This is a genomic window from Oceanicola sp. 22II-s10i, from assembly GCF_002210105.1.
In the GTDB taxonomy this organism is placed as follows: Bacteria; Pseudomonadota; Alphaproteobacteria; order Rhodobacterales; family Rhodobacteraceae; genus Pseudooceanicola.
This window is the reverse complement of sequence record NZ_AQQU01000001.1, coordinates 668,355-692,840: the sequence shown is the minus strand read 5'-3', so window position 1 is coordinate 692,840 and position 24,486 is coordinate 668,355. Positions and strand designations below refer to the sequence as shown.

Below are 24,486 nucleotides of genomic sequence, written 5' to 3'. Positions count from 1 at the left end.
GGGTCACTCGCCCCGCTTCTCACGCTCCTTCACCCGCTTGCGCGCCTCGTAGGCGTTGCGGATGTGATCGCTGGCCCGCTGCTCGGCCAGCGCGACGTCACGGTTGGCGATGGCTTCGGCCAACGCGCGGTGCTCGCCGATCACCGCCTGCCGCCGCTCCATGTCGACCAGCGAAGACCCCCGGTGATCCGCCGCGACGATGTCGTCGAGGGTCGAGATGAACTTGGTCAGGTAGCGGTTGTGCGCCCCCTGCCGGATGGCGCCGTGAAAGGTTTTGTTCACCTCGATCATGGCATTGCGGTCGTGGATCAGCTCGGGCTCCTGATCCGACGCGGCGACGATGGCGTCCAGTTCCGGCCCCGAGGCGTTGCGCGCGGCCAGCCCGGCCAGCGCACGTTCCATGACCTCGCGCGCCGCGAAGACCTCCTTCAGCGCCTCGGCATCGACCGAGGCGACGACCAGACCGCGGCGGGGGTGATGGGTCAGCAGACCCTCGGATTCGAGCCGCAGCAGACCTTCACGCGCGGGGGTGCGGCTGATGTTCAGCCAGTCCGCCGTTTTGTATTCCGAAATGCGATCGCCCGGCGCAAGCTTGCCGTGTTCGATCGCATCGCGGACGGCCTCGTAGGCGTGCTGCGCCAGACCCGTCGCGTTCCCCTTGCGTGCAGCCATCTTGGCCCCTTTTCCGTTTGCCAGCTTATGATAGCGGCCACCTTCCGGCCCTACAATACGACCTTCAGGCAGGGTGAACCGCACATTGCGGAAAAACGGTATGCCATATGGGTGAAATATCCCGCCGGGCGGCGCGTCGCGCCGCGCCGCGATGCTAGGCTCACCCAACGCCAACCCGAGGGAGGTCACAGTGAACACCGAGATCAGGCGCCCGGCTAAGCGGCGCGAGGACGTCAGGCTCATCACCGGCCGGGGGCGATACGTGGACGACATCCCCTGCGACGGCGCGCTGCATGTGGCGTTTGTCCGGGCGGATGTGCCCTCGGCGCGGATCGTGTCGCTGGATACTGCGCCCGCGCTTGAGGCTGGGGCGGTCGCGGTGCTGACCGCCAGCGAGCTGGAGGCGGACGGGGTGAAGGCTGTGGTGCCCGCGTTCAAGCAACCGCATCCGGACGGGCATGACGGCACGCACACACCGCGTCCGCTGCTGGCCGGGGACCTGATCCGGTTCCAGGGCGAACCGGTGGCGATGGTGCTGGCCGCGACGCGCACGGCGGCCGAGGATGCGGCCGAGGCGGTTGTGCTGGAGTATGAGGAGCTGCCGGCGGTCATGACCATCGACGACGCCAAGGCCGAAGGCGCGCCGCTGGTCTGGGAGGACCGGCCGGGCAACCTGATCTTCCACTGGGCCAAGGGAGACGGCGATGCGGTGATGAAGGCCATCGACGGTGCGGCCCATGTCACCCGCCTGCGCAGCCGCGTGACCCGCGTGTCCGCCAACGCGATGGAGCCGCGCGCCGCACTGGCCTATCGCGACGACGCCGGGCGGATGACGATCTGCGTCAGCCATCAGAGCCCGCATGCCTTCGGGCAGGTCGTCGCGGCCTCTTTCGGCCTGAAGAGTGACGAATTCCGGGTTATCGCGCCCGATGTCGGCGGGTCCTTTGGCATGAAATCCGGCCCCCTGCGCGAGGAGATCCTGACCGCATGGGCCGCGCGACACCTGGGCCGTCCGGTGCGCTGGACCGCGACGCGGGCCGAGAGCCTGCTGTCCGACGAACACGCGCGCGACCTGTGGGGCGACACCGCGCTGGCACTGGATGCCGACGGCAATTTCCTGGCGCTGCACGTGCGCTACGAGGTGAACTGCGGGGCTTTCGTGTCGGGCCGGTCCAATGCGCCGATCGGGAACTTCGGCGGGATCGCCGGGGTCTACAAGACGCCCGCGATCCTTGGCGAATGCATCGGCTATGTCACCCACACCCAGCAGACCGCGCCCTATCGCGGGGCGGGACGGCCGGATGCGACCTACATGATCGAGCGGATCATCGACCTCGCCGCGATGGAAACCGGGCGGGATCCGGCGGAGCTGCGGCGGCAGAACCTGATCGCGCCGACAGCGATGCCCTACCAGACGCCCTTCGTCTTCCGCTACGACTGCGGCGATTTCGGGCGGGTGCTGAACCGGGCGCTGGAGCTGGCCGATTACGCCGGGTTCGAAGGGCGGCGGGCGGAGTCGGCAGACCGGGGCCTGTTGCGCGGGATCGGGCTGGCGAACCCGATCGAAGTGGCCTCGGGGCCGTGGACCAAGCCGACAACGGATTTCGCCACGCTGAGGGTGGAGACGGATGGCCGGATCACGCTCTATTCCGGCTCTATGTCGGTGGGACAGGGGCTGGAAACCGCCCTGACCGCCGTCGCGGCGGAAAGCATGGGTGTCGGCTACGAGGCGGTGAATTACGCGCAGGGCGACACCGACTGGGGCGGCAAGGGCCGGGGCTCGGGCGGCAGTTCGGCGCTGTCACTCTGCGGGTCGGCCATCACGCTGGGGGCCGAGGCGCTGATCGACACGCTCAAGACGGAGGCGGCGCAGATGCTGGGCGTGTCGCAGGGCGAGATCGAATACGACCAGGGCCTGCTGCGGGCCGAGGGCAACAAGGTCGTCAGCCTGTCCGAAATTGCGACCCGCGCCGCCGAGGACGGCAAGGTGCTGGAAGGCGCGGGCGAGTTTTCGTCACCGCAGGCGACATTCCCGAACGGCTGTCACATCTGCGAGGTGGAAATCGACCCTGATACGGGGAAAGTCGACGTTCTGACCTACACTTCGGTCGAGGACGTGGGCACCGTCCTGAACCCCTACTTGGTCGAGGGCCAGCTGCACGGCGGTGCGGTGCAGGGCATCGGGCAGGCGCTGTTCGAGGAGGTTGGCTATTCCCCCGACGGCCAGCTGCTGAGCGGGACCTTCATGGACTACGCCATGCCCCGCGCCTCGGACCTCGGGCCGATGCGCAGCGGATTCGTCGAGGTGCCGACCGAACTGAACCTGCTGGGCGTCAAGGGCGTGGGCGAGGCGGGCACCGTGGGCGGCATGGCGGCGGCGATGAACGCGATCTGCCATGCGCTGTCCGCGCGGGGCATCCGGCATATCGACATGCCGGCGTCGCCCGCGCGGGTGTGGGCTGCGCTGAACGCCTAGGTGCCGGTGAAGGTCGGGTTGCGCTTCTCCATGAACGCGGTCCGGCCTTCGCGGTAGTCGTTGCTGTCCAGCGCCTCGTTGCTCAGCTGCTCCATCGCGGCAAAGTCGAGATCGCGGTCGCGGCCGAGGTACTGGCCGATGATCTTTTTCGACCCGCGGATCGACAGCGGCGCGTTGTTCGCGATCAGCGTCGCGGTCTCGCGGACCACCTCGTCCAGCTTCTCGGGCGTCGTGACCTCTTCGATCAGACCGATACGCAGGGCCTCTTCGGCCTTCATCCGGCGGCCGGTGTAGAGGATCTTGCGCGCATGCCCCGGCCCGACCAGGTCGACCAGCGCCTTGATCGCGTCTGCGGGATAGACCAGCCCCATGCGGGCGGCGGGGATGCCGAACTCGGCCTCGTCGGTCGAGATGCGGAAATCGGCGGCCATCGCGACGGCCAGGCCACCGCCGATGCAGAACCCACGGATCATCGCGATCAGCGGTTTCTCGATATTGGCCAGCCGCTCGCGCGCACCGCCCGAGATGCGGGCGTATTCCTCGGCCACCTCGGCGTTGCTGCGGCTTTTCTCGAATTGGGAAATGTCGGCGCCCGATACGAAGGCACGGTCGCCCGCGCCCTTCATCACCACGACCCGCACATCGGGATCGGCGGCAAAGGCGTCAAGCGCGTCGGACGTGCCCTGCCACATCTCGAGGCTCATGGCGTTGCGCTTTTCCGGCTGGTTGAACGTCAGCCAGCCAATGCCGTTCTCGACCTCGGCGATGATCTTGTCGGTGTTCAGTTTCATCGGACCCTCCCGCCCTGCCGGGCTGTTTCGCGTTGCCCCGGTTTTGACATTCCGGGTCGGGGACTGCCAGCGAAATGCACCCGCGGTGCCCCGACCGGCCCCTCCGCTACGCTTGTGTTTGTGCGAAACCGGTTGCTTGACAGGGTATACCATCCTCATACGCTACCTACCGCTCGGTCAGGAAATTGGCCGTCTGATAGTCTACGGGGAAGAGCATATGTCCGAGGTCGATTACGCAGCCTTCGAGGCTGAAGTAAGAGAGTTTGCCGAAACGAAATGTCCGCCGGACATCCGCGAGATCGTGCGCAATGCGCAGAAGTTGACGCGCGAACCCTGGGCCCGCTGGCAGAAGGTTCTCTACGATCACGGCTGGGGCGCGCCGAACTGGCCGGTTGCGGTCGGCGGCACCGGCTGGGACACGCGTCAGCGGTATATTTTCGACACTGTTCTGGCGGAAACCCACTGTCCCCCGCAGTATCACCATGGTCTGCGGCACCTCGGGCCCGTGCTGCTGAAATACGGCACCGACGAACAGCGCGAACGGTTCCTGCCGGGCATCCTCAAGGGTGACGACTGGTGGTGCCAGGGCTATTCGGAGCCGGGCTCGGGCTCGGACCTCGCCTCGCTCCGGACCAAGGCCGAGCTGGACGACGACGACTACGTGGTGAACGGGCAGAAGATCTGGACCAGCCACGCGCACGAGGCCGACTGGATCTATACCCTCGTCCGCACCTCGACCGAGGACAAGAAACAGAAGGGCATCACCCTGCTGCTGATCCCGATCAGTTCGCCGGGCATCACGGTGAAAGAGATCAAGACGATCGACGGCATCCACCACGTGAACGAGGTGTTCTTCGAAAACGTCCGCGTCCCGGTGGCCAATCGCGTGGGAGAAGAGGGTCAGGGCTGGACCTATGGCAAGTACCTGCTGTCCCACGAACGGCTGGGCGGGGCGAACACCGCGCCGATCTTTCAGCTGTTCGACGCGGTCAAACGGCTGTCCGAGAAACAACCGAACGGCGCGCTCCGCCGGGCGGACACCCGGCTGCGGCTGATCGAGATCGAAAGCAAGATGCTGGGTCTCAAGGAACAGGGCCGTGCTGCCGTCGGCATGGCGATGCGGGGCGAAAACCTCGGCATCGTGCCGTCGGCGATCAAGGTGACGTCCTGCAACATCCAGCAGGCGATCTGCGACATCGCGGTCGAAACGGTGGGGCCAACCCACGCCGCCCGGCGCGGAACCGAAAGCCCGGATGACAAGGACACCGAGGCGCTGCGCTGGATCTCGACCTATTTCCTGAACCGGTCGCGGACCATTGTCGGCGGGTCCGACGAGGTGCAGAAGAACCTCGTGTCCGCGCAGCTGTTCGGGACGGAGATCGACAGGCTTTCGCCCCCGCTCGTCGCAGGCGCGATGTTCGAAGAGGCGGAGCGCGCCGCGCGGGGCGGGCTGAAGTCCTGGGCGGACATCGCCGCGCTCGGCTGGCCGATGACACTGGTGCCAGAAGAGTCCGGCGGTGCCGGCGCGGAGCTGGCCGACCTCGCGGCGATCGTCGAGGGCGCGGCACGGGGCGGGCTCACGCAGTCGCTGCCGATGGCCTGCGCTGTCACGCCGTTGCTGCTGGCGCATGCGCCAGCGGGCGCGGCGCGCGATGCGGCGTTGGCGGCGCATATGGACGGCTCGGCCCGCGTCGTCACGGCGCTGCTGACCGAAGAGGGTGGGCTGGACCGGCGTGACTTCAGTCTCTCCACCGGCGCAAAACCTTCGATCTCGGGCCTGCTCGGCGGGGTCGAGGGGCTGGCCGATCCGACGCATCTGCTGCTCGCCTCGGCGGATCAGCTGGTGCTGGTGGACCTTGCGCAGGGCGTCACCGTGACGCCGAACCAGACGCTGGATGGTCGGCCCACGCTGGACTTCACCTTCGACGGTGCCACGGGCACGACGCTGGCGGATGGCGGCAAGGCCGCGCGGGCATTGTCGATGGCGCAGCCGGTCGGCACGCTGTTGACCTGCGTCGATGCCGTCGGGTCCATGGTGCCGGTGATCCAGCAGACCATCGACTACCTGCTGAACCGCAAGCAATTCGACCAGCCGCTCGCCCAGTTCCAGGTGCTGCGGCACAAGGTGGCCGAGCTGTTCATGACATACCTCAACGCCTCGGCCACGACCCTGCGTGCGCTGAACGACATGAGCGCGGGCGACATCAGCCCCCGGTCACTGGCGATGGCCAAGCTGAGGGTCAGCCGCGACGCCCGGCAGGTCGCGCATGGCGCGATCCAGCTGCACGGCGGGATGGGCATGACCGAGGAACTGGCCGTCACCCGCCTGAACAAGCGGCTGCTGCAGTCGGGTTTCGATTTCGGCGATGCGATGCTCTACGCCGAACGGCTGGCAGAGGCGAACGCCTGAGGGGACCCCCTCAGGCGCGCAGCCCGGCGAGCGAGAGGCGGAGGAATTCGTCAGAAACCTCCATCACGTTCATCTTGCCACCGGGGCGGTGCCAGCGCGGGATGTAGTTGAGCCAGGACAGGAGCATCCGGGTCACCATGCCCGGATCCTCCTTGCGCAGGATGCCCTGATCCATGGCGCGGACGACCTCGTTCTTGAGCAGCGATTCAAAGTGATCGCGCAGCTCGATCATTTCCTCGCGGTCGGGAATATTGGCAATCGACCAGAAGATCCGCGCACCGACGACCCAGCCGGACCGGTCCGTGTCGATCTGTTTGGCGCAGGCCATGAGGAAGGCGCGGATGCGGTCCAGCGGATCGTCCCCGACGCCTTCCAGACCCTTTTCCACCGTCGCGTTCAGCCGTGTCATCCGCGCCTTGACGACGGCCTTGAGCAGGCTTTCCTTGTCCGGGTAGTGGTAATAGAGCGCGGCCTTGGTCATTCCGCATTTCTCGGCCACGTCACGCAGCGATGTGCCGACATAGCCGGCCTCGGCAAAAAGCTCTGTCGCGGCGCGGATGATCTGTTCCTTGCGCTGCTCGGACGGCATCTTGCCGCTGGCGGGAGAGGGCTGGTTCACGGCGGCCTCCGGTCTATTGTGGCGGGCAGGCCCGCAGAATGGAAAGACTCTAACGATTTGATACCACAACGGAAAGGGAATTGCCTGCCGGCAGGGAGGTATTCCCCATCCGTGTCGTTACGTCATACGGTCCGGCTGAGTGACGCGCGAATGCCGTTCCCGGCCAGCGCCTGAAGCTCGGGTCCGGGCGGGTCCTGAACGAACGTCGGTTCGATGTCGAGGAGCATGGTGCCGCAGGTCTCCCCGTCATAGGGATCCCATTGCGGCAATCCGGGCGCGTTCGGGTCGCCGGTGCGGGCGAAGGCGATCCACGCCCCCATGACCTTGTCGCAGAGCGGGCCGAGTTCGGGGCCGGTTCCGACGAGTTCGGTCGCGGTGTCCATTGTGCCGAAGACGAAGGGCACCTCGATCGTGTGGATCGCGCGATACTTGCCGCCCTGCGCCGGGCTGTTCCAGGTGAAGCGATAGAGATAGGCGGGGGCCGTTCCCTGTTCCGCCTTGAGCCGCGCGCAGCGGAGCGAATTCATCCGGAACCGCTGGTCGGTCAGGACATCGGCGTAGACGTCGACCGGTTTGTTGCCGGGCGTCTTCTGGTCGTAGAGGGTATAGATCTCTTCGGCCGCGGCCTTTTCGAGGTTGTTCAGAGCCTGAATTCGCCCGACCGCATCCTCGCGTGTCATCTCGAACGCGCCTTTCTGCTCGATCAGCAGGTAATAGGCCTCGTTGTTGCAGGTGCCGATCATGATCGGGATCCCGGCCGAGATCTCGGGCGCGCCCTCGGAGAACGGCGCTTCGGGCAGGTTGTGCCCGTCCGGGATCGGCTCGAACGGATCGAAACCGAGCGCGTCGACCGTCTTGAGGCGGGCGGCCAGCAGTTTGTCCGAGGGCACGTCGCGCAGTTTCGCCGCCTCGGCGGGTGTCCAGCCGAACTGCTCCAGCAGATGCGCGGCGGCTTTCGAACCTTGTTCGGGCGTGGCCGAGCGAAGGCCGCTGGATTGCAGGATGGCGCGGTGGAACAGACCCTTGGCCGCCGGCATGTGCAGCAGCCGCCCGACCTTGCCGCCGCCACCGGACTCGCCGAATATCGTCACGCTGTCCGGGTCGCCGCCGAAGGCCGCGATGTTGTCCCGCACCCATTCGAGCGAGGCGACGAGGTCCAGCATCCCGGCGTTCGCGCTGTCGGCAAAGTTGTCGTCCGCATCGGGGCCGGGGTGGAAGTAGCCAAAGACGTTCAGCCGATGGTTCACCGTCACGACCACGACGTCCCCGCGCCGTGCCAGCGCCGAGCCTTCGAACCCCGGCGCGGTCCCGGCCCCGGTGGCGAAGGCGCCGCCGTGATACCAGACCATCACCGGACGCTTCTTGCCATCCGGCGCGGGGGTGAAGACGTTGAGGTAGAGGCAATCCTCGTTCTCGGTCATCGCCGAGCGATACCAGCGCAGCAGGCCGGTATCGAAGCGGCGTTCCTGCGGGCAGCTTTCGGGCCATGCCTTCGCCTCGCGGATACCGCTCCAGCCTGCGGCGGGGGCGGGGGCGCGGAAGCGACGGTCGCCTGTCGGCGGGGCGGCATAGGGGATGCCACGGAAGATTTCGACGCCGTTGCGACTGACCCCGCGCAGCTTGCCAAGTGTGGTCGAAACCACCGCCCCGTCGGTTTCCCTGATCTGTTCATCGACGCTCATCGCGCGCTTCCTTCTGTCGTCCGGCCCGCAGGCATGGGCAAGCTTCCCTGCGGTTTCGCGGACCGGGCAAGCTGTTTCCCGGTCTCGCCACGAGTCTGAAAACATCGCCGCCCGCAATTGGCGGGAGGTTCCGCCTATCGGATAAGAATTCCGATCTGGGACGTCGGACCGGGCGATTTCGCCGCGACGAAACACCGGAAAGGACCCCCAAATGGACCAAGCCGTCACCCGTCAGCCGCTGCCCGACGACTTCTTCCGCCCCGCCTCGATGGCGTTCATCGGGGCGACGCCGGACGTGCACACCATCCGGGGGCGTCTGTTCCACTTCACGCACAAGAACGGCTACACCGGCGCGCTCTATCCCGTGCATCCCAAGTATGACGAGATCGGTGGCTACAAGTGCTACCCCACCATCGGTGATGTGCCGGAGCCGGTGGACCTGGCCGTGATCGCGATCCCGGCCAAGCTGGTGCCCGACGTGGTCGAGGACTGCGCGCAGGCGGGGGCCAGGAACGTCATGATCATCTCTTCGGGCTTTGCCGAGGAAGGGGGCGACGCGCTGGCCTTGCAGGAGCGGCTTCTGGAGATCTCCCGCCGGTCGGGCATGCGGATCATCGGGCCGAACAGCGAAGGCTATTTCAACGTCGTCGACCCGGTCTGCGCGACCTTCTCTCCGGTCGTCGAGGCGCTGGACAAGGACGAGATGATCCACGCCGCGCCCGACCGGCGGGTCGGCGTGGTGTCGCAGTCGGGCGGCATGGGGTTCGCGATCTTCACCCGTGGCCGCGACTTCGGGCTCAGCTTCAGCCACGTGATCTCGACCGGGAACGAGGTGGACCTGTCGATCGCCGACTACATGGACGTCATGGTCCGCGATCCGCACACGCAGGTGATCGTCATCCTGTGCGAGTCGATCCGCGACGGTGCGGGGTTCGCGCGGTCGGCGGCGGCGGCGCGGGCGGCGGGCAAGCCGGTGATCGTCTGCAAGATGGGCCGCTCCGGGGCGGGGGCGCGGGCGGCCGCGTCGCATACCGCCTCGCTGACCGGGGAACATTCGGCCTATCAGGCGGTCTTCCGCAAATACGGGGTCGTCGAGGCGGGCGAGATGGACGAGGCGGTCGCGCTCGCCGCCGTCTTCGCCACCTGTGCGCGGCCCTTGGGTCGGCGGGTCGGGATCGTCACCACCTCGGGCGGGGGCGGGACCACGGCGGCGGATATCATGGAGGATTTCGGGCTGACGGTGCCGGAACTGTCACCCGCACTGCAGGCGAAGATCGAGCCGCTGATCCCGAACCACGCCTCGGCCCTGAACCCGGTGGACACGACGGCGCAGGGGGCATCGACTGGACCGGTGGCGATGCAGATCTCCGAGATGCTGGAGGAGAGTGGCGAGGTCGACATCATCCTCAACATCGTCTCTGCGGCGCGGGAAAACGCTGTGGCGCTGATTCCGGAAAAGCTGATCGGCATCACCGGGCGCGGCAAGGTGCCGATGATGGTCTGGGCCTATACGCTCGCCTCGCGCTTTGCCAAAAGGACGGCCGCGGAGGGCGGGACGGTGCTGATGACCGACCTGCGCGAATGCGTGGCGGCGCTGTCCAAGCTCGTCACCTACGCGGAACACCAGTCCGACGCCGTGGTGCCCGACGGCCCCGATCTGGCGCGGCCTGACACGACGGCGGGCGCACTGACGGAGTTCGAGGCCAAGCGCTGGCTCAAGGACTACGGCATCGGCGGCGATGGCGACGTGCTGGCGCGATCGGCGGACGAGGCGGTGACGGCGGCCGAGGGCATGGGCTATCCGGTCGTGCTGAAGATCCAGTCGCCCGACATCCTGCACAAGACCGAGGTCGGCGGGGTGCGCGTGGCGCTGCCCGATGCGGACGCGGTGCGGGCGGCCTATGACGACATCATCGCGAGCGCCGCCGAAAAGGCCAGGGGCGCGGCGGTGAGCGGCGTGCTGGTGCAGAAGATGGCGCCCAAGGGTGTCGAACTGGTCGTCGGCGTGGTGAACGACGCGACCTTCGGCCCGATCATGATGATCGGCGCGGGCGGCGTGGCGGTCGAGCTTTATGGCGATGTCAGTCACTATCCCGCCCCGATCGGCCCCGCGCGGGCCGAGGCGCTGCTGCGCGGGTTGAAATCCGCACCGCTGTTCTCGGGCTTTCGCGGGTCCGCGCCCATCGACCTCGCCCCGGCGGCCGAGCTGATATCCCGCATCAGCCGCGCGGCGATGGCGGGGCGCGAGGTGATCGCCGAGATGGAGTTCAACCCGGTGATCCTGCATGCCGACGGATCCGGCGTGACGGTGGCCGACGCGGTGGTGATCCTGAAGGACGGGGCCTGAGCCATGGATTTCACGCTGACCGAGGAACAGCAGATGCTGCGCGACCTCGCGCGGCGGTTCATGCGCGACAATGTCATGCCGTTCGAGCCGGTGGTCATGCAGCGCGAGGCCGAGGGCGGCGGCATGGCGCTGACCGCCGAGGAACGGGCGGGGCTCGACGCCAAGGCGAAGGACCTGGGCCTCTACGCGCTCGACGGGCCTGAGGAATACGGCGGGTCGAACCTCGACGCCGTCACGATGATCGGGGTGTGGGAAGAGATGGCGCAGACCTGCGTCGACTACTACTTCCCGCCCGACAGTCCGAACCTGCGGATGCTCATGCAGACCTGCAACGACGAGCAGAAGGCGCGGTATCTGGAGCCCTATGCGCGGGGTGAACTGATCAGCGCCATTGGCATCAGCGAACCCGGCGGCGGCGGCGATCCGGCGTCGATGAAGACCCGCGCGGTGCAGGACGGCAACGGCTGGGTCATCAACGGGCGCAAGATCTGGATCGGCAAGGCGGGCTACGCGGATTTCACGATCCTCATGGCCTCGACCGATCCCGAGAAAGGCGCGCGGGGCGGGATCAGCGCCTTCCTCGTCGACAGGGGCACGCCCGGTTTCGAGGTCGCGCGCCGGATCCCGATGCTGGGCGGGCGCTATACCTACGAGATCGCCATCGACGACCTCAAGCTGCCGGGCAGTGCCCTGCTGGGCGAGCTTGGAAACGGTTTTGGCCCGATGCAGATGCGGCTGTCGGTGCGGCGGGTGCAGATGGCAGCGTGGTGCGCGGGCAAGACGCGGCGCGCGCTGGACCTGATGAAGGAATGGGTCAAGCAGCGGAAGACATTCGGCGACCTGCTGGCGAACCGGCAGTCCATCCAGTGGTGGATCGCGGATGCCGAGATGAAACTGCACGCCCTGCGGCTGATGATCTACAACACGGCGGCCAAGATCGACCGGGGCGAACAGGCCCGGACGGAGTGTTCGATGATCAAGCTCTGGGGGACCGAGCTGGCATGGGACACCATCGACAAGTCCATGCAGAGTTTCGGCGCAATGGGCATGACCAAGGAACTGCCCTTGCAGATGATGGCAAATCATGTGCGTCTTATGCGCGTCTACGAAGGGCCGAGCGAGGTGCACAGGATGCTGATCGCCCGCCACGCCCTGCAGGATCGAATTCCCGGCCTGTGAGCCGGTTCATGAGGAGGAAAACACTTGAGCGACGTTAAGATCACCCGCGACGGCCATGTCGGCATCGTCGAACTGCAGCGCGGCCCGAACAACTTTGTCGATATCGACGCCATCGCCGCAATTGCCGATGCCTATGACGAACTGGACGCCGACAAGGAGATCCGTGCGATCGTCCAGTGTTCCGAAGGGAAACACTTCTCGGCTGGCGCGAACCTGGCCGAGCGGGTCAAGGACGACGGCGATTCCATCACGCAGGAGGCCACGCGCCACCTCTATCAGGAAGCGCATCGTCTGATGGCCGCCAAGACCCCGGTCATCGCCGCCGTGTCCGGCGCCGCCGTCGGCGCGGGTATCGGCCTGGCGCTGGCTGCGGACTTCCGCGTCGGCAGCAGCGAGACGCGGCTCTCCGCCAACTTCTGCCGTCAGGGCTATCACCCCGGCTTCGGCACCACCTACACGCTGCCGCGGATCGTGGGCGAGCAGAAGGCGGCCTGGCTGTTCTACACCGGCCGCCGCGTGCCGGGCGACGAGGCCTATGAGATGGGTCTGCTCGACTGGCTGGTGCCCTCGGATCAGGTCCGTGCCAAGGCCATCGAGGTCGCGCAGGAGATCGCCGTTTCCGCCCCGCTGGCGGTGGAGTTCACCCGCAAGACCCTGCGCAACGGCGTGCTGGAGGCGTTCCGTCAGGCGACCTACAACGAGGCGTTCGAGCAGAACCTGCTGCGCGTGACGCATGACTTCAAGGAAGGCGTCAAGGCGATGAACGAACGCCGGACGCCGGACTTCAAAGGCTACTGAGCCGATGTGCGGCGGCGGCCCCAAGGGGTCGCCGCCCGCCGCCGGGTCATGCGATTCCGGCCTGAAGAGAGACGATTTCCCCATGAGCCACCCCGCCGCGCTGTGCCAGCCCGATGACCTGCTGGACCGCCTGTCGTCGACCGCCGAGCGTGTGGATACCGACAGCGATGGCCGCCGCGTCGCCTGGCGGATTTGGGGTCAGGGCAAGCCGGTGCTCTGCCTGCACGGCGGCTCCGGATCGTGGAAGCACTGGGTCCGCAGCATCGAGCCGCTTGCGAAAGGCAACCGTGTGCTGGTGCCCGATCTGCCTGGCTATGGTGACTCGGACGAACCGGCTGAACCGACCTCTGTCATGAACATGGCGCGGGACGTGACCGCCGGTCTGGACAGCCTGATCGGACCGGACACACCCTATGCCATCGCCGCCTTTTCCTTCGGCGGCGCGATGACGGCGCAGCTCCTGCAGCTTCATGCCAACCGCATCCGGGGTCTGTTCCTGTGCTCGCCCGCCGGGATCATGGCCCCGAACCCGCCGCCGACCGCCAAGGTCCGGGGCAAGTCGGGCGATGAACTGGTCGAGGCGCATCGGTTCAACCTTGGCAGCATCATGCTGGCGGATCCTGCGCTGGTCGACGCCCGGACCCTGCGCATCCAGCACGAGAACACGGTGCAGGCGCGGCTGAACCAGCTGAAGGTCAAGCGCGGCAAGCTTCTGCCCGAGGTGCTGGACGGGTTCACCGGCCCCGTCGTCTCGATCTGGGGCGAAAAGGACGCTTTCGTCGCGCCCGGCACGATGGAGACCCGCGTCGGCATCCTGCGCGACGCCTATCCCGCAGCCGAGATCGAGGTGCTGGACGGTGCGGGGCACTGGGTGAACTACGAGGCCGCCGAGCGCATCAACCAGATGCTGCTGGATTTTCTCGCCCGCCTCGACTGATCCGACACGTCCCTGCAATCGCCCGAACCCTGCCTTGCCGCCCCGGCGGCCCGGTCCTAGCGTCCGCGTGACGCTTTACAGGAGGACGCGATGCAGGGACCACTCGACGGGATCAGGGTCATCGACCTGACGCAGATCTACAACGGCCCCTATGCGACCTTCCTTATGGCCATGGCCGGGGCCGAGGTCATCAAGGTCGAGCCGCCCGAGGGCGAGCACACCCGCCGCCGGCAGAAGGACGCGGGGCGGGCGTTCATCCCGCATGCGATGCTGAACTCGGGCAAGCACTTCGTGACGCTCGACCTCAAGACCGACGAGGGCAAGGCCGATCTGGAGGACCTGATCCGCACCTCCGACGTGCTGGTCGAGAACTTCCGCCCCGGCGTCATGGCCCGCCTTGGCTTCCCGCGCGAACGGCTGGAGGAGTTGAACCCCCGCCTCGTCTACGCGGCTTCGTCCGGCTATGGCACCACCGGCCCCTATTCGCGGTTCCCGGCGATGGACCTCGCCGTGCAGGCGATGTCGGGGGTGATGAGCATCACCGGCTTCCCGGAAAACCCGCCGCTCAAGGCCGGGCCCGCGATCTGTGACTTCAACGCGGGCGTCCACCTCTACGCGGGCGTCATGACCGCGCTGGTCGAACGCGAACGCACGGGCCGCGCGCGCAGCGTCGAGGTGTCGATGTTCGAGGCGATCTATCCCGCGCTCGCCTCGAACCTCGGGCTGGTCGGGACGGGGGTGAACCCGCAGACCGGCAACCACCACGGCGGGCTGTCGCTGTGTCCCTACAACGTCTATCGCGCCGCCGACGGCTGGCTGGCGATCCTGTGCAACAGCGATGCGATGTGGCGTAGGCTGACCGGCTATTTCGGGCAGGACTGGGCGGCGGACGATCCGCGCTACGTGACCATGCGCGAACGCTGCAACCGGATGGCCGAGGTCGATGCGCTGATCGACGAATGGCTGACCGGGCGCCCCAAGGCCGAAGTGTTCGCCGGGCTGGTCGATGCGGGGGTCCCCTGCGCGCCGGTGCGCGAGATCCCCGAAGTCATGGCCGACGAACACATGCACGCGCGCGGGATGCTGCAGAACGTCGACCACCCGCTGTTCGGCGACGTGGTCCTGCCGTCCTCGCCCATCATCTACGAGGATCTGGAACGCGGCTATCGCTGGCCGTCCAAGGCGCTCGGCGAGGACAACGATCGCATCCTCGCCTCGCGGAAGAAGGCGGAATAGGCTCTGTTCAGATGGCGGCCTGCGTCGCGCCCGACCCCTTGTCCGTCGAATAGGCGGGCAGGGTTTCGAACAGTGTCCTGAGCTCCGGCATCGGGTCGTCCATCATCCCGCAGGTGTCGTCGAAGATCATCGTCGGACGATCCCCGGCGTTGTAGGGCCGCCAAGCGGGCAGGCTGTCGGTGTTCGGATCGCCGGTGCGGGCAAAGGCCAGCCACGCGTCCTGCGCCTTGTCCGACAGCGCGCGCGCCTCGCGCGGGCGGCCCAGCAGTTCCGACGCGCTTTCGGTGGTGCCGAAGACCATCGGAATGCAGAAGGTGTGCGGACAGGCGAGGTGGCCGTTCAGGGCGGCGGTTTTCCAGCGGAACAGGTAGGAATAGGTCGGCGCCGCGCCGGGATGGGCCGAGCGGATGTCGGCGGCCAGCCGGTCGTTGCGGCGATACATCTGTTCCGACATGGCGCGCGATGCGATCTGCGCCGGGCTCTCGCCGGGGAACATGGCCGCGATGGCGTCGAAGACCTTGCCGCCCTCGGCGGCCTCGATGCCGATGAAATGCGCGATCCGCTTCTTCGCGGTCTCGGCCTCCATCTTGTGGAACTCGGGGTCGGCGGAGGCGAGGAAGAAGGTGATCTCGTCCTCGCAGACGCCGATCAGGAGCGGGATCTTCGCGGAACGTTCGAGCGACTCCGGCTCGAACGGGTTGGCGGGCATCACGGTGCCGTCAACCACGGGGCGGAAGTCATCCACCCCGCCGTTCCGCGCCACGGCGCGCAGGCGGGCGGCGAGGACCTCCTGCGTCGTGGGTTTGGCCAGCGCCTCGGGTGTGGGATTCTTGATGCCCAGTTCCTCGAGCATCAGTTTCGCGCAGGCGGTGGCGCGTTCCGGGGTCGCCATCGTCAGGAGTGTCGACGCGCTCTGGATCACGGCACGGTGGAACAGGCCCTCGGCCGAGGGCATGGCCATCAGCGCCGCGACCTTGCCGCCGCCGCCGGACTGGCCGAAGATCGTGACGTTTCCGGCATCTCCGCCGAACGCCGCAGCATTGTCGCGCACCCATTCCAGCGCCGCGACAAGGTCTGTGACGCCGCAGTTGATGCCCTCATGGCCGGGCATCAGCTCGGCCAGGTAGGTAAAGCCGAAGGCGTTCAGCCGGTGGTTCAGGGTAATGACCACCACATCGCCACGGTCAGCCATGCGCGACCCGTCCACGCAGTTGCGCCCGCCCGAGCCCGAGATGAAGCCGCCGCCGTGGAACCACACCATCACCGGGCGCGGTTTGGTCGCCGGGCGGTCGGGGACGTAGACGTTCAGGCGCAGGCAATCCTCGGACATGGGCGAGGTGTCGGACAGGAACGACATCCAGCTGCCGCCGCCGCGGCCGGGGGTCTGCGGGCAGCGGTCGCCGAGGCGGTGCGCGGAAAAGGGGGTGTTCCACGCCTTGGGGCGGCGGGCTGGGCCGAAGCGGTCGGCCACGGCATAGGGCACGCCGAGAAAGCGGATGGCGCCGGAGCCCTGGATGCCGTCGATCGGACCCTCGGTGGTCTGGACCCTGTTGCCGGTCTTGTGCAGCGTGTTCATCCCGTCTCCTCTCCGCCGTGATGGTATGCTGGCACGATATGGGCCGGGGCGGGGGGTGGAAAGCGGCATGTTCGTGATCGGCGGATCCTTACACGGATGCGGGAAATCGGGGTGGCCGATTGGGGGTGCGCCGGACCGGTGACATGGTTTCGGCAACCGGCAGGGAGGAGCCATCATGACCCAGAGCCAACCGATCTACGACCTCATCGCCCGCGCGGTCCACGCCGAGGGCGTCCGCGCGCAGTTCGCCCTGATGGGCGACGGCAACATGCACTTCTCGACCGTGCTGTCCAAGTTGCCGGAGGTGGAGACGATCCACCTGCGCCACGAACACTGCACCGTCGCCGCCGCGATGGCGTGGTCGGGCGCGACCGGCGGGATCGGGCTGGCCTCCGTCACCTGCGGGCCGGGCGTGACGCAGCTGATGACCGCGCTGACCCAGGCCGCGCGGACCCGGATGCCGCTGATCTGCTTCGTGGGCGAGGCGCCGATGCACAAGCCGTGGTATTCGCAGGACATCGACCAGGCCGCGCTGATCGCGCCGACCGGGGCGCATTACGTCGCCGCCCGTTCGCCCAAGACGATCCACGAGAACGTGCAGCGCGCCTTCATGCTGGCGCGTCGGGACCGGCTGCCGGTGGTGATCGGCGTGCCCTACGACCTGCAGAAGGAACCGGCGGACGGGCGGGCCTACCAGCCCGCGCCATGGCCCGCCAAGCGCCCCGCGCTGCCGCCAGAGGAAGGCGCGGTCGCCATGCTGGCCGATGCGCTTGCCGGAGCGCAGCGTCCGATGATCCTCGCCGGGCGCGGGGTGATCAACAGCGGTGCGACCGATGCGGTCGAGGCGCTGGCCGAGGCATCGGGGGCGCTCTTGTCCAACACGCTGCCGGCCATGGGGCTGTTCGATCACAATCCGTATTCCATCGGTGTGGCCGGGGGCTATGCCCGCGAATACGCCATCGAACTGGCGCACGAGGCGGATGTCGTCGTGGCCTTTGGCGCGAGCCTGTCGGTCCACACGCTGGGCGGCGGCGGGTTCTTCGGCAAGGCGCGGACGATCCAGGTCGATCTGGATCCGGCGGGCATGTTCGAGGGTGTCTGGGGCGCCGATGACTGGGTGATCGCCGATGCGGGGCGGACCGCGACGGCGGTGACCAAGGCGCTCAAGGGGCGCAAGGTGGCCTCCGGCGTGCGGACCAAGGAGGTCGCGGACAAGCTGGCGCGCGACGTGAACGACAGCGCGCAGCGGGTGCAGGAGCCCGACCGGCTGGACCCGCGCACCGCGACCGAGGTGATCGAGGCGACGCTCGACAAGGAGATGGGGCTGGTGCAGGGCAACGGTCACCAGTCGTTCTGGCAGGCCGGGATGCGCGGCTTCAAGGGCGGCAACAGCCACGTCTACAAGAACTTTTCCGCCATCGGCAGCGGGCTTTCCTTTGCCATCGGCGCCTCGGTGGCGGCAGGGAACGACCGGCTGGCCTTCATCGAGGGCGACGGCAGCCTGATGATGCACGTGCAGGAGCTGGACACGATCCGGCGGCACGGGCTGAAGATGCTGATCATGGTGATGAACGACGGGGCCTACGGGTCCGAGATCCACAAGCTGAGGGCGCAGGGGATCGACGATTCCGAGGCGATCCACGGGATTTCCGACATCGGTGCGATCGCACGCGGGTTCGGTCTGCGCGGGGTCAGCGTGACGACGGTGGATGAGCTGAAGGCGGCGATCGAGAGCTATGACGAGGGCGAGGGGACGCTGGTGATCAACATCCACATCTCGGATCAGGTCGCGACGCCCCGGATGCGGGCTCAGGTGAGCGGGAAGGGGCATTGAGGCCATAGGCACAGGCGCGGAATCAAGGCCGCAGGCCGCCGCGCCATCGTCGGGCCGCCCCCCGGCCCGGCGATTGGCTTCCGCTTGCGCGACGTTCGTTCTGTGCGATGGCGTGGCTGAAATAAAGCGCCCAAGCTCGACGCCCAGGATCGCCGCGCCGCGGCCCGTCGATGGCGCGGCTTCGCGCTACACCCGCAGGTCGCGCAATGCTGGCGCTCTGACCCACAACACCGCCGCGAACACCACCACGACGCTCGCCATCCCGGCCATCGCGTAGCGCGCGCCGATCATCGCGGCGAGCGTCGCGGTCGTCGCCGTCCCCAGCGACATCACCCCTCGCGTCATGATCAGCGTCGACAGCACCCGACCGCGATATTCGTCCTCGACCGTCAGTTGCAGCATGGTGCTGTTCGACGAGGCATAGGCGATGTGCATCATCCCCACCAGGAACACGAGCGGCACCGCCAGCCAGATCGTCGGCGCGAAGGAGAACGCCACCAGCATCGCGCCGAACATACCCATGAAGCCCAGCATCACCGTCCCCCTCCGCCCGTCGCGCTGGACATGCGCGGCGACCAGACCGCCGCAGACCGACCCGAAGGCGGCGGTGGCCACCATGATCCCGAGCCCGGTGGAGCCGACGGCGAAGACGTCCTTGGCGAAGATCGCGAGGATGTTGAGGTAGGGCTGGCAGAAGAACGTCGGCACGATCCCGACAAAGACCAGCAGCATCAGCGTCCGGTCGCCGCGCAGGTAGCGGAAGCCTTCGCGCATGTCGGTCCAGACGCGGTTGCGGCGGCGGTCGCGGACCTCCTTGGGCGGCAGCTTGATGAACAGCAGCATCAGCAGCACGACCGTGAAGCTGGCGGCGTTCACCGCGAAACACGTGGCGATGTCGAAGACGGCGATGATCCCGGCGGCGGCCAGCGGGCCCAGCACCTTGGCGGAGTTGATGGTGACCGAGTTCAGCGCCACCGCGCTCGCCACGTCCTCGCGCGGGACAAGCTGGAAGATCACCGAATGCCGTGCGGGCAGGTTGAAGGCGACGACGATGCCCCGGCAGGTCGCCAGCACCGCGATGATCCAGATGTTCACCTCGCCCGACCACACCACGGCGGCCAGCAGGACCGAGACGAGCATGGTCGCCGTCTGGGTCGACATCAGGTATTTGCGCCGGTCGAACCGGTCCGCCATCACCCCGCCGAAGATCGAGAAGATCATGATCGGCACGCCGCGCCCGAGGTTCACGAGCCCCAGCATCACCGGGTCGCCGGTGGTCGAAATCACCAGCCAGTTCAGCGCGACCTGATCCAGCCAGTCGCCGGTCATGGAGACGAGGTTGCCGAACCAGAACAGCCGGTAGTTGCGGTGCCTCAGCGCGGTAAAAACCCCCGCCCGTTTCGGGGCGGGGGCGCTTTCGTCAGGCGTCAAAGGTGATCACGCTCCGCGCCACGTTGCCGCCCTTGAGCGCGTCGAAGCCTTCGTTGATCTCGCTCAGCTTGATCCGCTTGGAGATCATCTTGTCCAGCGGCAGCGCGCCCTGCATGTAGAAGTCGCAAAGCCGCGGGATGTCGGTCGGGAACTGGTTCGAGCCCATCAGGCAGCCGAGGATCTTCTTCTGCCGGTAGAACAGGTCGCGGCCCGAGAATTCGATCATCATGTCGCCCGGCATCACGCCCATCAGGGTCGTCGTGCCGCCGGTGCCGGTCATGCGGATCGCCTGTTCCGCCGTCGCCTTGCCGCCGATGCACTCGAAGCTGTAGTTCACGCCGCCCTTGGTCATCTCGATGACCGCCTCGACCGGGTTCACCTCCTTGGCGTTGACCACGTCGGTCGCGCCGAATTCCTTGGCCAGCTCCAGCTTGTTCGGCAGCACGTCGATGGCGATGATGCGCAGCGCGCCGGCCATCTTGGCCCCCATGATCGCGGACAGCCCGACGCCGCCGCAGCCGATCACCGCGACGGTGGACCCCGGCGGCACCTTGGCGGTGCGGATGACCGAGCCGGTGCCGGTCAGCACGCCGCAGCCGATCAGCGCGGCGCGGTCCAGCGGCATGTCGTCCCGGATCTTCACGATGGCATTTTCGTGCACCAGCATCTCCTCGGCGAAGGCGCCGAGGTTGAAGCCCTGACCCACGTGCACCCCGTCGCGGGTGATGCGGCGGGCGACGCCGGGGGCGTGCTTGACCTCGGGGTTCGAACATTCGACGAGATTGCCGGAAATGCAGTGCGAGCAGGTCCCGCAGAACACCGACAGGCAGCCGACGACATGATCGCCGACCTTGAAGCGGGTGACGTGGCTGCCGACCTCTTCCACGATGCCGGACGCCTCGTGGCCCAGCACGACGGGCATCGGCTGGGCGACGGTGCCGTCGATATAGTGCAGGTCCGAATGGCACAGGCCGCAGGCGGCGGTGCGGATCCGCACCTCGTGCGGGCCAAGGTTGCCCAGGGCCACGTCCGCGATGATCAACGGCTTGTTGGCCTGCTCAAGAATGGCAGCTTTCATGTCGGTCTCCTCCCTCCCGCATAGCGGTTCCGATTACATGACCGGAGCTTACAGCCGACCCCGCCGCGCGCAAGCACGCGCGGCGGTCATCCTTGGATGTGGCAGGTCACCATGCGTCGATGAAGCGGGCCTTGCGGTGCTTCGGACGGTTCCAGGTGTTGGCGAGGCAGTTCAGCAGCCATGCGCGGGTGTCGGCGGGGTCGATGACATCGTCGATGGAGCGGTCCATCGCCTTGGACATCGCCTTGCCCTCTTCGATCAACTGGTTCAGGTGCCGGTCGAATATCGCCTGCTTTTCCGCCGGGTCGTCGGCCGCGTCCATCTCCTTGCGGTAGGCGAGGCGGACCGCGCCTTCGAGGTTCATCGCCCCGAATTCGCCGGTCGGCCATGCGCAGGCGGCGTCGATGGTGTTGAACGACCCGCCGATCATCGCCGCCTTGCCGAGGCCGTAGCCCTTGCGCACCGTCACGGCGAACATCGGCACGCTGAGGTTCGCGCCGACGATCATCAGCCGGGCGGAATGGCGGACGAGGGCGGTCTTTTCCACCTCGGGCCCGACCATGATGCCGGGCGTGTCGATGACCGAGAGCAGCGGGATGCCGTAGCTGTCGCACATCTGCATGAAGCGCGCGGCCTTGTCCGCCGCGTCGCTGTCGATGGCGCCGCCGATGATCTTGGGGTTGTTCGCGAACAGACCGAAGGGCTTGCCCTCGATCCGCACGAAGGCGGTGATCATCGCTCGCCCGAACTCGGGCCGCAGCTCCTGCACCGAACCTTCGTCGCAGAGCGTATGGATCAGCTCGTGCATGTCATAGCCGCGACGGCGGTTGTCCGGGACGATCCGGCGCAGCTGGCGCTGATCGGGCGCGGACCATTCGGGGATCGCGCCTTGCCAGTAGGACAGCGTCCGCTTGGCCTCTCGCACCGCTTCGGCCTCGTCTTCGACAAGGATGTCGATCACGCCGCTCGCGGTCTGGACGTGGTCCGGCCCGATCTCCTGCGGCTGGTAAATACCAAGCCCGCCGCCCTCGATCATCGCCGGGCCGCCCATGCCGATGTTCGATCCTTTGACCGCGATGATGACGTCGGACACCCCGAGGAAGGCTGCGTTGCCGGCAAAGCAGTAACCGGCGGTGATGCCGATGATCGGGGCCTTGCCGGACAGGCGGGCGATGATGTTGAAGCTGGACGAGGTGTTGAAGCTGCCCTCGGTGTCGCCGGGCCGTCCACCGCCGCCCTCGCCGAACTGGATCAGGGGCAGGTTGTTCTCGATCGCGACTTCGATCACGCGGTCGGTCTTCATGTGGTTCATGTGGCCCTGCGTGCCCGCAAGGACGGTGTAGTCATAGGCCATGACAGCACAGCGGGACCGGTCGGGGAACAGGTCGCCGTTGACCGAACCGATGCCTGTGATCTGTCCATCCGCAGGCGTATTGCGGATCAGGTCGTCCTCGCTCCGCCGCTTGCGCTGCATGGCGATGGTGTAGCGGCCATATTCGACGAAGCTGTCGGGATCGACCAGGTCGGCAAGGTTCTCGCGCGCCATGCGCAGACCCTTGGCGTGGCGCTTCGCGACCGCGTCGGGGCGGGCCTCGTCCTCGGTCAGGCGGCGGCGTTCGTAGAGCTCGGCCAGATCGGGGCGGATGTGGTCCAGGTCCACCTCATCCTCGGCCTGCGCGGCGTCGAGCTGTTCGTCCACCGGTTCCAGCCAGCCGATGACATCGCCCTCGCTCACCGCGTCGCCTGTTTCCAGCGCCGGGACGAAACGGCCCCCGGCGGGTGAAGAGACGGTGTTCTCCATCTTCATCGCCTCGATTACCGCCGCCTCGCCGCCCTCGGGCACCAGCGCGCCCTCGTCGGGCAGGGCGATGACCACGCCGGTCATCGGTGCGAAGACCCCGGTGCATCCGGCGGGCACTTCGGTGACGTGGTGGTAGTGCGCGTGACCGTCCGCGGCGACCTCGGGGAACAGGTCGTGGGTGTCGGGCTTCGCGGCGGGCAGGCGTTCGACCAGCCCGGTGTCGGCGGTGCCGGCCGCCAGTTCCGGCAGGGCGACGAGGCGCAGCAGCAGGTCGCGGTTGGTGTCGACGCCGCCGATGCGGAACCGTTTCAAGGCTCGGGCCGAGCGGGACAGGGCGTCGGTCAGGTCGCCGGGGGCGTGGACGATCAGCTTGGCCAGCAGGCTGTCGAAGCGCGGGTTGGGGGTGTAGCCGCCATACGCATGGGTATCCACCCGGATGCCCGGCCCGCCCGGCGGGTCGAACTGGGCGATCCGGCCCGAGGCGGGGACGGGCGTGCCATCCGGTCCGGCCTTTTCCGCGTTGACGCGGAGCTGGACGGCGAAACCGTTCGGCGCGGGGCGGGCGAAGTCGGCGAGGCTGCGACCACCGGCAAGGTCGAACTGGAGCGCGACGAGGTCGAGTCCGGTGACCATCTCGGTGACGGTGTGTTCGACCTGGATACGGGGGTTCACCTCGAGGAAGACGAAGCTCTCGTCGGGACGGACGAGGAATTCGACGGTCCCGATCCCGAGATAGCCGATCTCGCCACAGAGCTTCTCCGCCGCGCCGTGGATCGCGGCACGCGCGGCGTCGGAGAGGTTCGGGGCAGGGCCGATCTCGACCAGTTTCTGGCGGCGGCGCTGGAGCGAGCAGTCGCGGTCGCCGATGGCGAGGGTCTGCTTGCCGTCGCCCGCGACCTGCACCTCGATATGGCGGGCGCCGGTCAGGAACTCCTCGGCATAAAGCCGGTCGTCGCCAAACGCGCCCTTGGCCTCGGAGGCGCAACGGGCCGCGGCATCGGCCACTTGCGCGGGGTCGGACACGATGCGGATACCGCGCCCGCCGCCCCCGGCAACGGCCTTGATCGCGATGGCCGAGCCTTCGGGCAGCCGCTTCAACAGCGCGGCCATGTCGTCGGCCGTCGCCGGGGCGGCGACCCCTTCGGACACCGGCACGCCCAGCTTGACCGCAAGCGCGCGGGCGGCGGCCTTGTCGCCCAGCGTTTCCAGATGCTCGGGCGCGGGACCGAGAAAGGTCATCCCGGCCTTGGCCACGGCGCGGGCGAAAGCGGCGCTTTCGCTCAGCAGGCCATAGCCCGGATGCACGCAGTCGCATTGCAGGCGCAGCCCGGCCTCGACGACCGCGTCGATGTCGAGATACCCGGCGGGACCGGACCCGGCCAGCGGGGCCACGTGGTCGGCATGAAAGACGTGCAGCGCCTCGGCGTCATCGGGTGTATGCAGGGCCACCGTCTCCACCCCGAGCGCGGCGGCGCTGTGCATCACGCGCACCGCGATCTCGCCCCGGTTTGCCACCAGAACTCGCTGGAAACGTTGACTCATCGACACTCCTCCTGTCGCGCTGCCTGCGCCATTTCGCGGGCACTGTCATGGAATACTACCCGAGGGTCAATACATTG

16 protein-coding genes are annotated in these 24,486 nt (G+C 67.5%); 8 read left to right on the top strand and 8 right to left on the bottom strand.

Going from position 1 to position 24,486, the window contains the following annotated elements:
• Positions 1 to 3 precede the first annotated feature (3 nt).
• Positions 4 to 672, bottom strand: a complete 669-nt coding sequence (locus ATO6_RS24765; RefSeq protein WP_176440812.1) for a GntR family transcriptional regulator — start codon at positions 670 to 672, stop codon at positions 4 to 6.
• Between the two features lie 190 nt (positions 673 to 862).
• Here ATO6_RS24765 and ATO6_RS03420 point away from each other — a divergent pair, with 190 nt between their 5' ends.
• Entirely contained in the window at positions 863 to 3,148 is a 2,286-nt protein-coding gene (locus ATO6_RS03420) for a xanthine dehydrogenase family protein molybdopterin-binding subunit (protein ID WP_176440811.1), read from the top strand.
• On the opposite strand, the gene ATO6_RS03415 is transcribed toward ATO6_RS03420, so the two are convergent.
• Positions 3,145 to 3,939, bottom strand: coding sequence for an enoyl-CoA hydratase (locus ATO6_RS03415; protein WP_088622524.1), 795 nt, complete (start codon positions 3,937 to 3,939; stop codon positions 3,145 to 3,147). The genes ATO6_RS03420 and ATO6_RS03415 overlap by 4 nt on opposite strands.
• A gap of 217 nt (positions 3,940 to 4,156) precedes the next feature.
• Here ATO6_RS03415 and ATO6_RS03410 point away from each other — a divergent pair, with 217 nt between their 5' ends.
• Complete coding sequence (locus ATO6_RS03410; protein WP_088622523.1) at positions 4,157 to 6,349, top strand: acyl-CoA dehydrogenase family protein; 2,193 nt, start codon at positions 4,157 to 4,159, stop codon at positions 6,347 to 6,349.
• Between the two features lie 10 nt (positions 6,350 to 6,359).
• Here ATO6_RS03410 and ATO6_RS03405 read toward each other — a convergent pair whose 3' ends face one another.
• Complete coding sequence (locus tag ATO6_RS03405; RefSeq protein ID WP_088622522.1) at positions 6,360 to 6,968, bottom strand: TetR/AcrR family transcriptional regulator; 609 nt, start codon at positions 6,966 to 6,968, stop codon at positions 6,360 to 6,362.
• A gap of 122 nt (positions 6,969 to 7,090) precedes the next feature.
• The gene (locus ATO6_RS03400) at positions 7,091 to 8,650 is read right to left on the bottom strand and encodes a carboxylesterase/lipase family protein (protein WP_176440810.1); all 1,560 of its coding nucleotides are present in this window, start codon (positions 8,648 to 8,650) and stop codon (positions 7,091 to 7,093) included.
• 211 nt (positions 8,651 to 8,861) lie between these two features.
• Between ATO6_RS03400 and ATO6_RS03395 the strand changes: the two genes are divergently transcribed.
• From ATO6_RS03395 to ATO6_RS03375, 5 genes are all read left to right on the top strand, one after another.
• Entirely contained in the window at positions 8,862 to 10,997 is a 2,136-nt protein-coding gene (locus ATO6_RS03395) for an acetate--CoA ligase family protein (RefSeq protein ID WP_088622520.1), read from the top strand.
• Positions 10,998 to 11,000: 3 nt separating this feature from the next.
• Positions 11,001 to 12,176 carry an acyl-CoA dehydrogenase family protein gene (locus tag ATO6_RS03390; protein ID WP_088622519.1) on the top strand — a complete coding sequence of 392 codons (1,176 nt, stop codon included), beginning with the start codon at positions 11,001 to 11,003 and terminating at the stop codon, positions 12,174 to 12,176.
• 24 nt (positions 12,177 to 12,200) lie between these two features.
• Complete coding sequence (locus ATO6_RS03385; protein ID WP_088622518.1) at positions 12,201 to 12,974, top strand: enoyl-CoA hydratase/isomerase family protein; 774 nt, start codon at positions 12,201 to 12,203, stop codon at positions 12,972 to 12,974.
• 82 nt (positions 12,975 to 13,056) lie between these two features.
• Positions 13,057 to 13,911 carry an alpha/beta fold hydrolase gene (locus ATO6_RS03380; protein ID WP_176440809.1) on the top strand — a complete coding sequence of 285 codons (855 nt, stop codon included), beginning with the start codon at positions 13,057 to 13,059 and terminating at the stop codon, positions 13,909 to 13,911.
• Positions 13,912 to 14,001: 90 nt separating this feature from the next.
• Entirely contained in the window at positions 14,002 to 15,147 is a 1,146-nt protein-coding gene (locus ATO6_RS03375; RefSeq protein WP_088622516.1) for a CaiB/BaiF CoA-transferase family protein, read from the top strand.
• 7 nt (positions 15,148 to 15,154) lie between these two features.
• Here the strand turns inward: ATO6_RS03375 and ATO6_RS03370 are convergent, their stop codons facing one another.
• Entirely contained in the window at positions 15,155 to 16,723 is a 1,569-nt protein-coding gene (locus tag ATO6_RS03370) for a carboxylesterase/lipase family protein (protein ID WP_176440808.1), read from the bottom strand.
• Between the two features lie 175 nt (positions 16,724 to 16,898).
• Between ATO6_RS03370 and ATO6_RS03365 the strand changes: the two genes are divergently transcribed.
• Complete coding sequence (locus ATO6_RS03365; protein ID WP_088622514.1) at positions 16,899 to 18,557, top strand: thiamine pyrophosphate-binding protein; 1,659 nt, start codon at positions 16,899 to 16,901, stop codon at positions 18,555 to 18,557.
• A gap of 186 nt (positions 18,558 to 18,743) precedes the next feature.
• On the opposite strand, the gene ATO6_RS03360 is transcribed toward ATO6_RS03365, so the two are convergent.
• The 3 genes from ATO6_RS03360 to ATO6_RS03350 form a co-directional block, all read right to left on the bottom strand.
• On the bottom strand, positions 18,744 to 19,988 hold the full coding sequence (locus ATO6_RS03360; protein ID WP_088622513.1) for an MFS transporter: 1,245 nt from the start codon (positions 19,986 to 19,988) through the stop codon (positions 18,744 to 18,746).
• Positions 19,978 to 21,066 (bottom strand): Zn-dependent alcohol dehydrogenase, encoded by a 1,089-nt coding sequence (locus tag ATO6_RS03355; protein WP_088622512.1) that lies wholly within the window; start codon positions 21,064 to 21,066, stop codon positions 19,978 to 19,980. The genes ATO6_RS03360 and ATO6_RS03355 overlap by 11 nt, the downstream gene beginning before the upstream one ends.
• Positions 21,067 to 21,172: 106 nt before the next feature.
• Positions 21,173 to 24,409 carry a carboxyl transferase domain-containing protein gene (locus tag ATO6_RS03350; RefSeq protein WP_088622511.1) on the bottom strand — a complete coding sequence of 1,079 codons (3,237 nt, stop codon included), beginning with the start codon at positions 24,407 to 24,409 and terminating at the stop codon, positions 21,173 to 21,175.
• Positions 24,410 to 24,486: the final 77 nt, after the last annotated feature.

Bases quoted from the DNA above. Each gene is read 5' to 3' on its own strand.
- ATO6_RS24765 (WP_176440812.1), bottom strand. From the start codon at position 672: ATGGCTGCACGCAAGGGGAACGCGACGGGTCTGGCGCAGCACGCCTAC.
- ATO6_RS03415 (WP_088622524.1), bottom strand. From the start codon at position 3,939: ATGAAACTGAACACCGACAAGATCATCGCCGAGGTCGAGAACGGCATT.
- ATO6_RS03410 (WP_088622523.1), top strand. From the start codon at position 4,157: ATGTCCGAGGTCGATTACGCAGCCTTCGAGGCTGAAGTAAGAGAGTTT.
- ATO6_RS03400 (WP_176440810.1), bottom strand. From the start codon at position 8,650: ATGAGCGTCGATGAACAGATCAGGGAAACCGACGGGGCGGTGGTTTCG.
- ATO6_RS03395 (WP_088622520.1), top strand. From the start codon at position 8,862: ATGGACCAAGCCGTCACCCGTCAGCCGCTGCCCGACGACTTCTTCCGC.
- ATO6_RS03390 (WP_088622519.1), top strand. From the start codon at position 11,001: ATGGATTTCACGCTGACCGAGGAACAGCAGATGCTGCGCGACCTCGCG.
- ATO6_RS03380 (WP_176440809.1), top strand. From the start codon at position 13,057: ATGAGCCACCCCGCCGCGCTGTGCCAGCCCGATGACCTGCTGGACCGC.
- ATO6_RS03375 (WP_088622516.1), top strand. From the start codon at position 14,002: ATGCAGGGACCACTCGACGGGATCAGGGTCATCGACCTGACGCAGATC.
- ATO6_RS03370 (WP_176440808.1), bottom strand. From the start codon at position 16,723: ATGAACACGCTGCACAAGACCGGCAACAGGGTCCAGACCACCGAGGGT.
- ATO6_RS03365 (WP_088622514.1), top strand. From the start codon at position 16,899: ATGACCCAGAGCCAACCGATCTACGACCTCATCGCCCGCGCGGTCCAC.
- ATO6_RS03355 (WP_088622512.1), bottom strand. From the start codon at position 21,066: ATGAAAGCTGCCATTCTTGAGCAGGCCAACAAGCCGTTGATCATCGCG.
- ATO6_RS03350 (WP_088622511.1), bottom strand. From the start codon at position 24,409: ATGAGTCAACGTTTCCAGCGAGTTCTGGTGGCAAACCGGGGCGAGATC.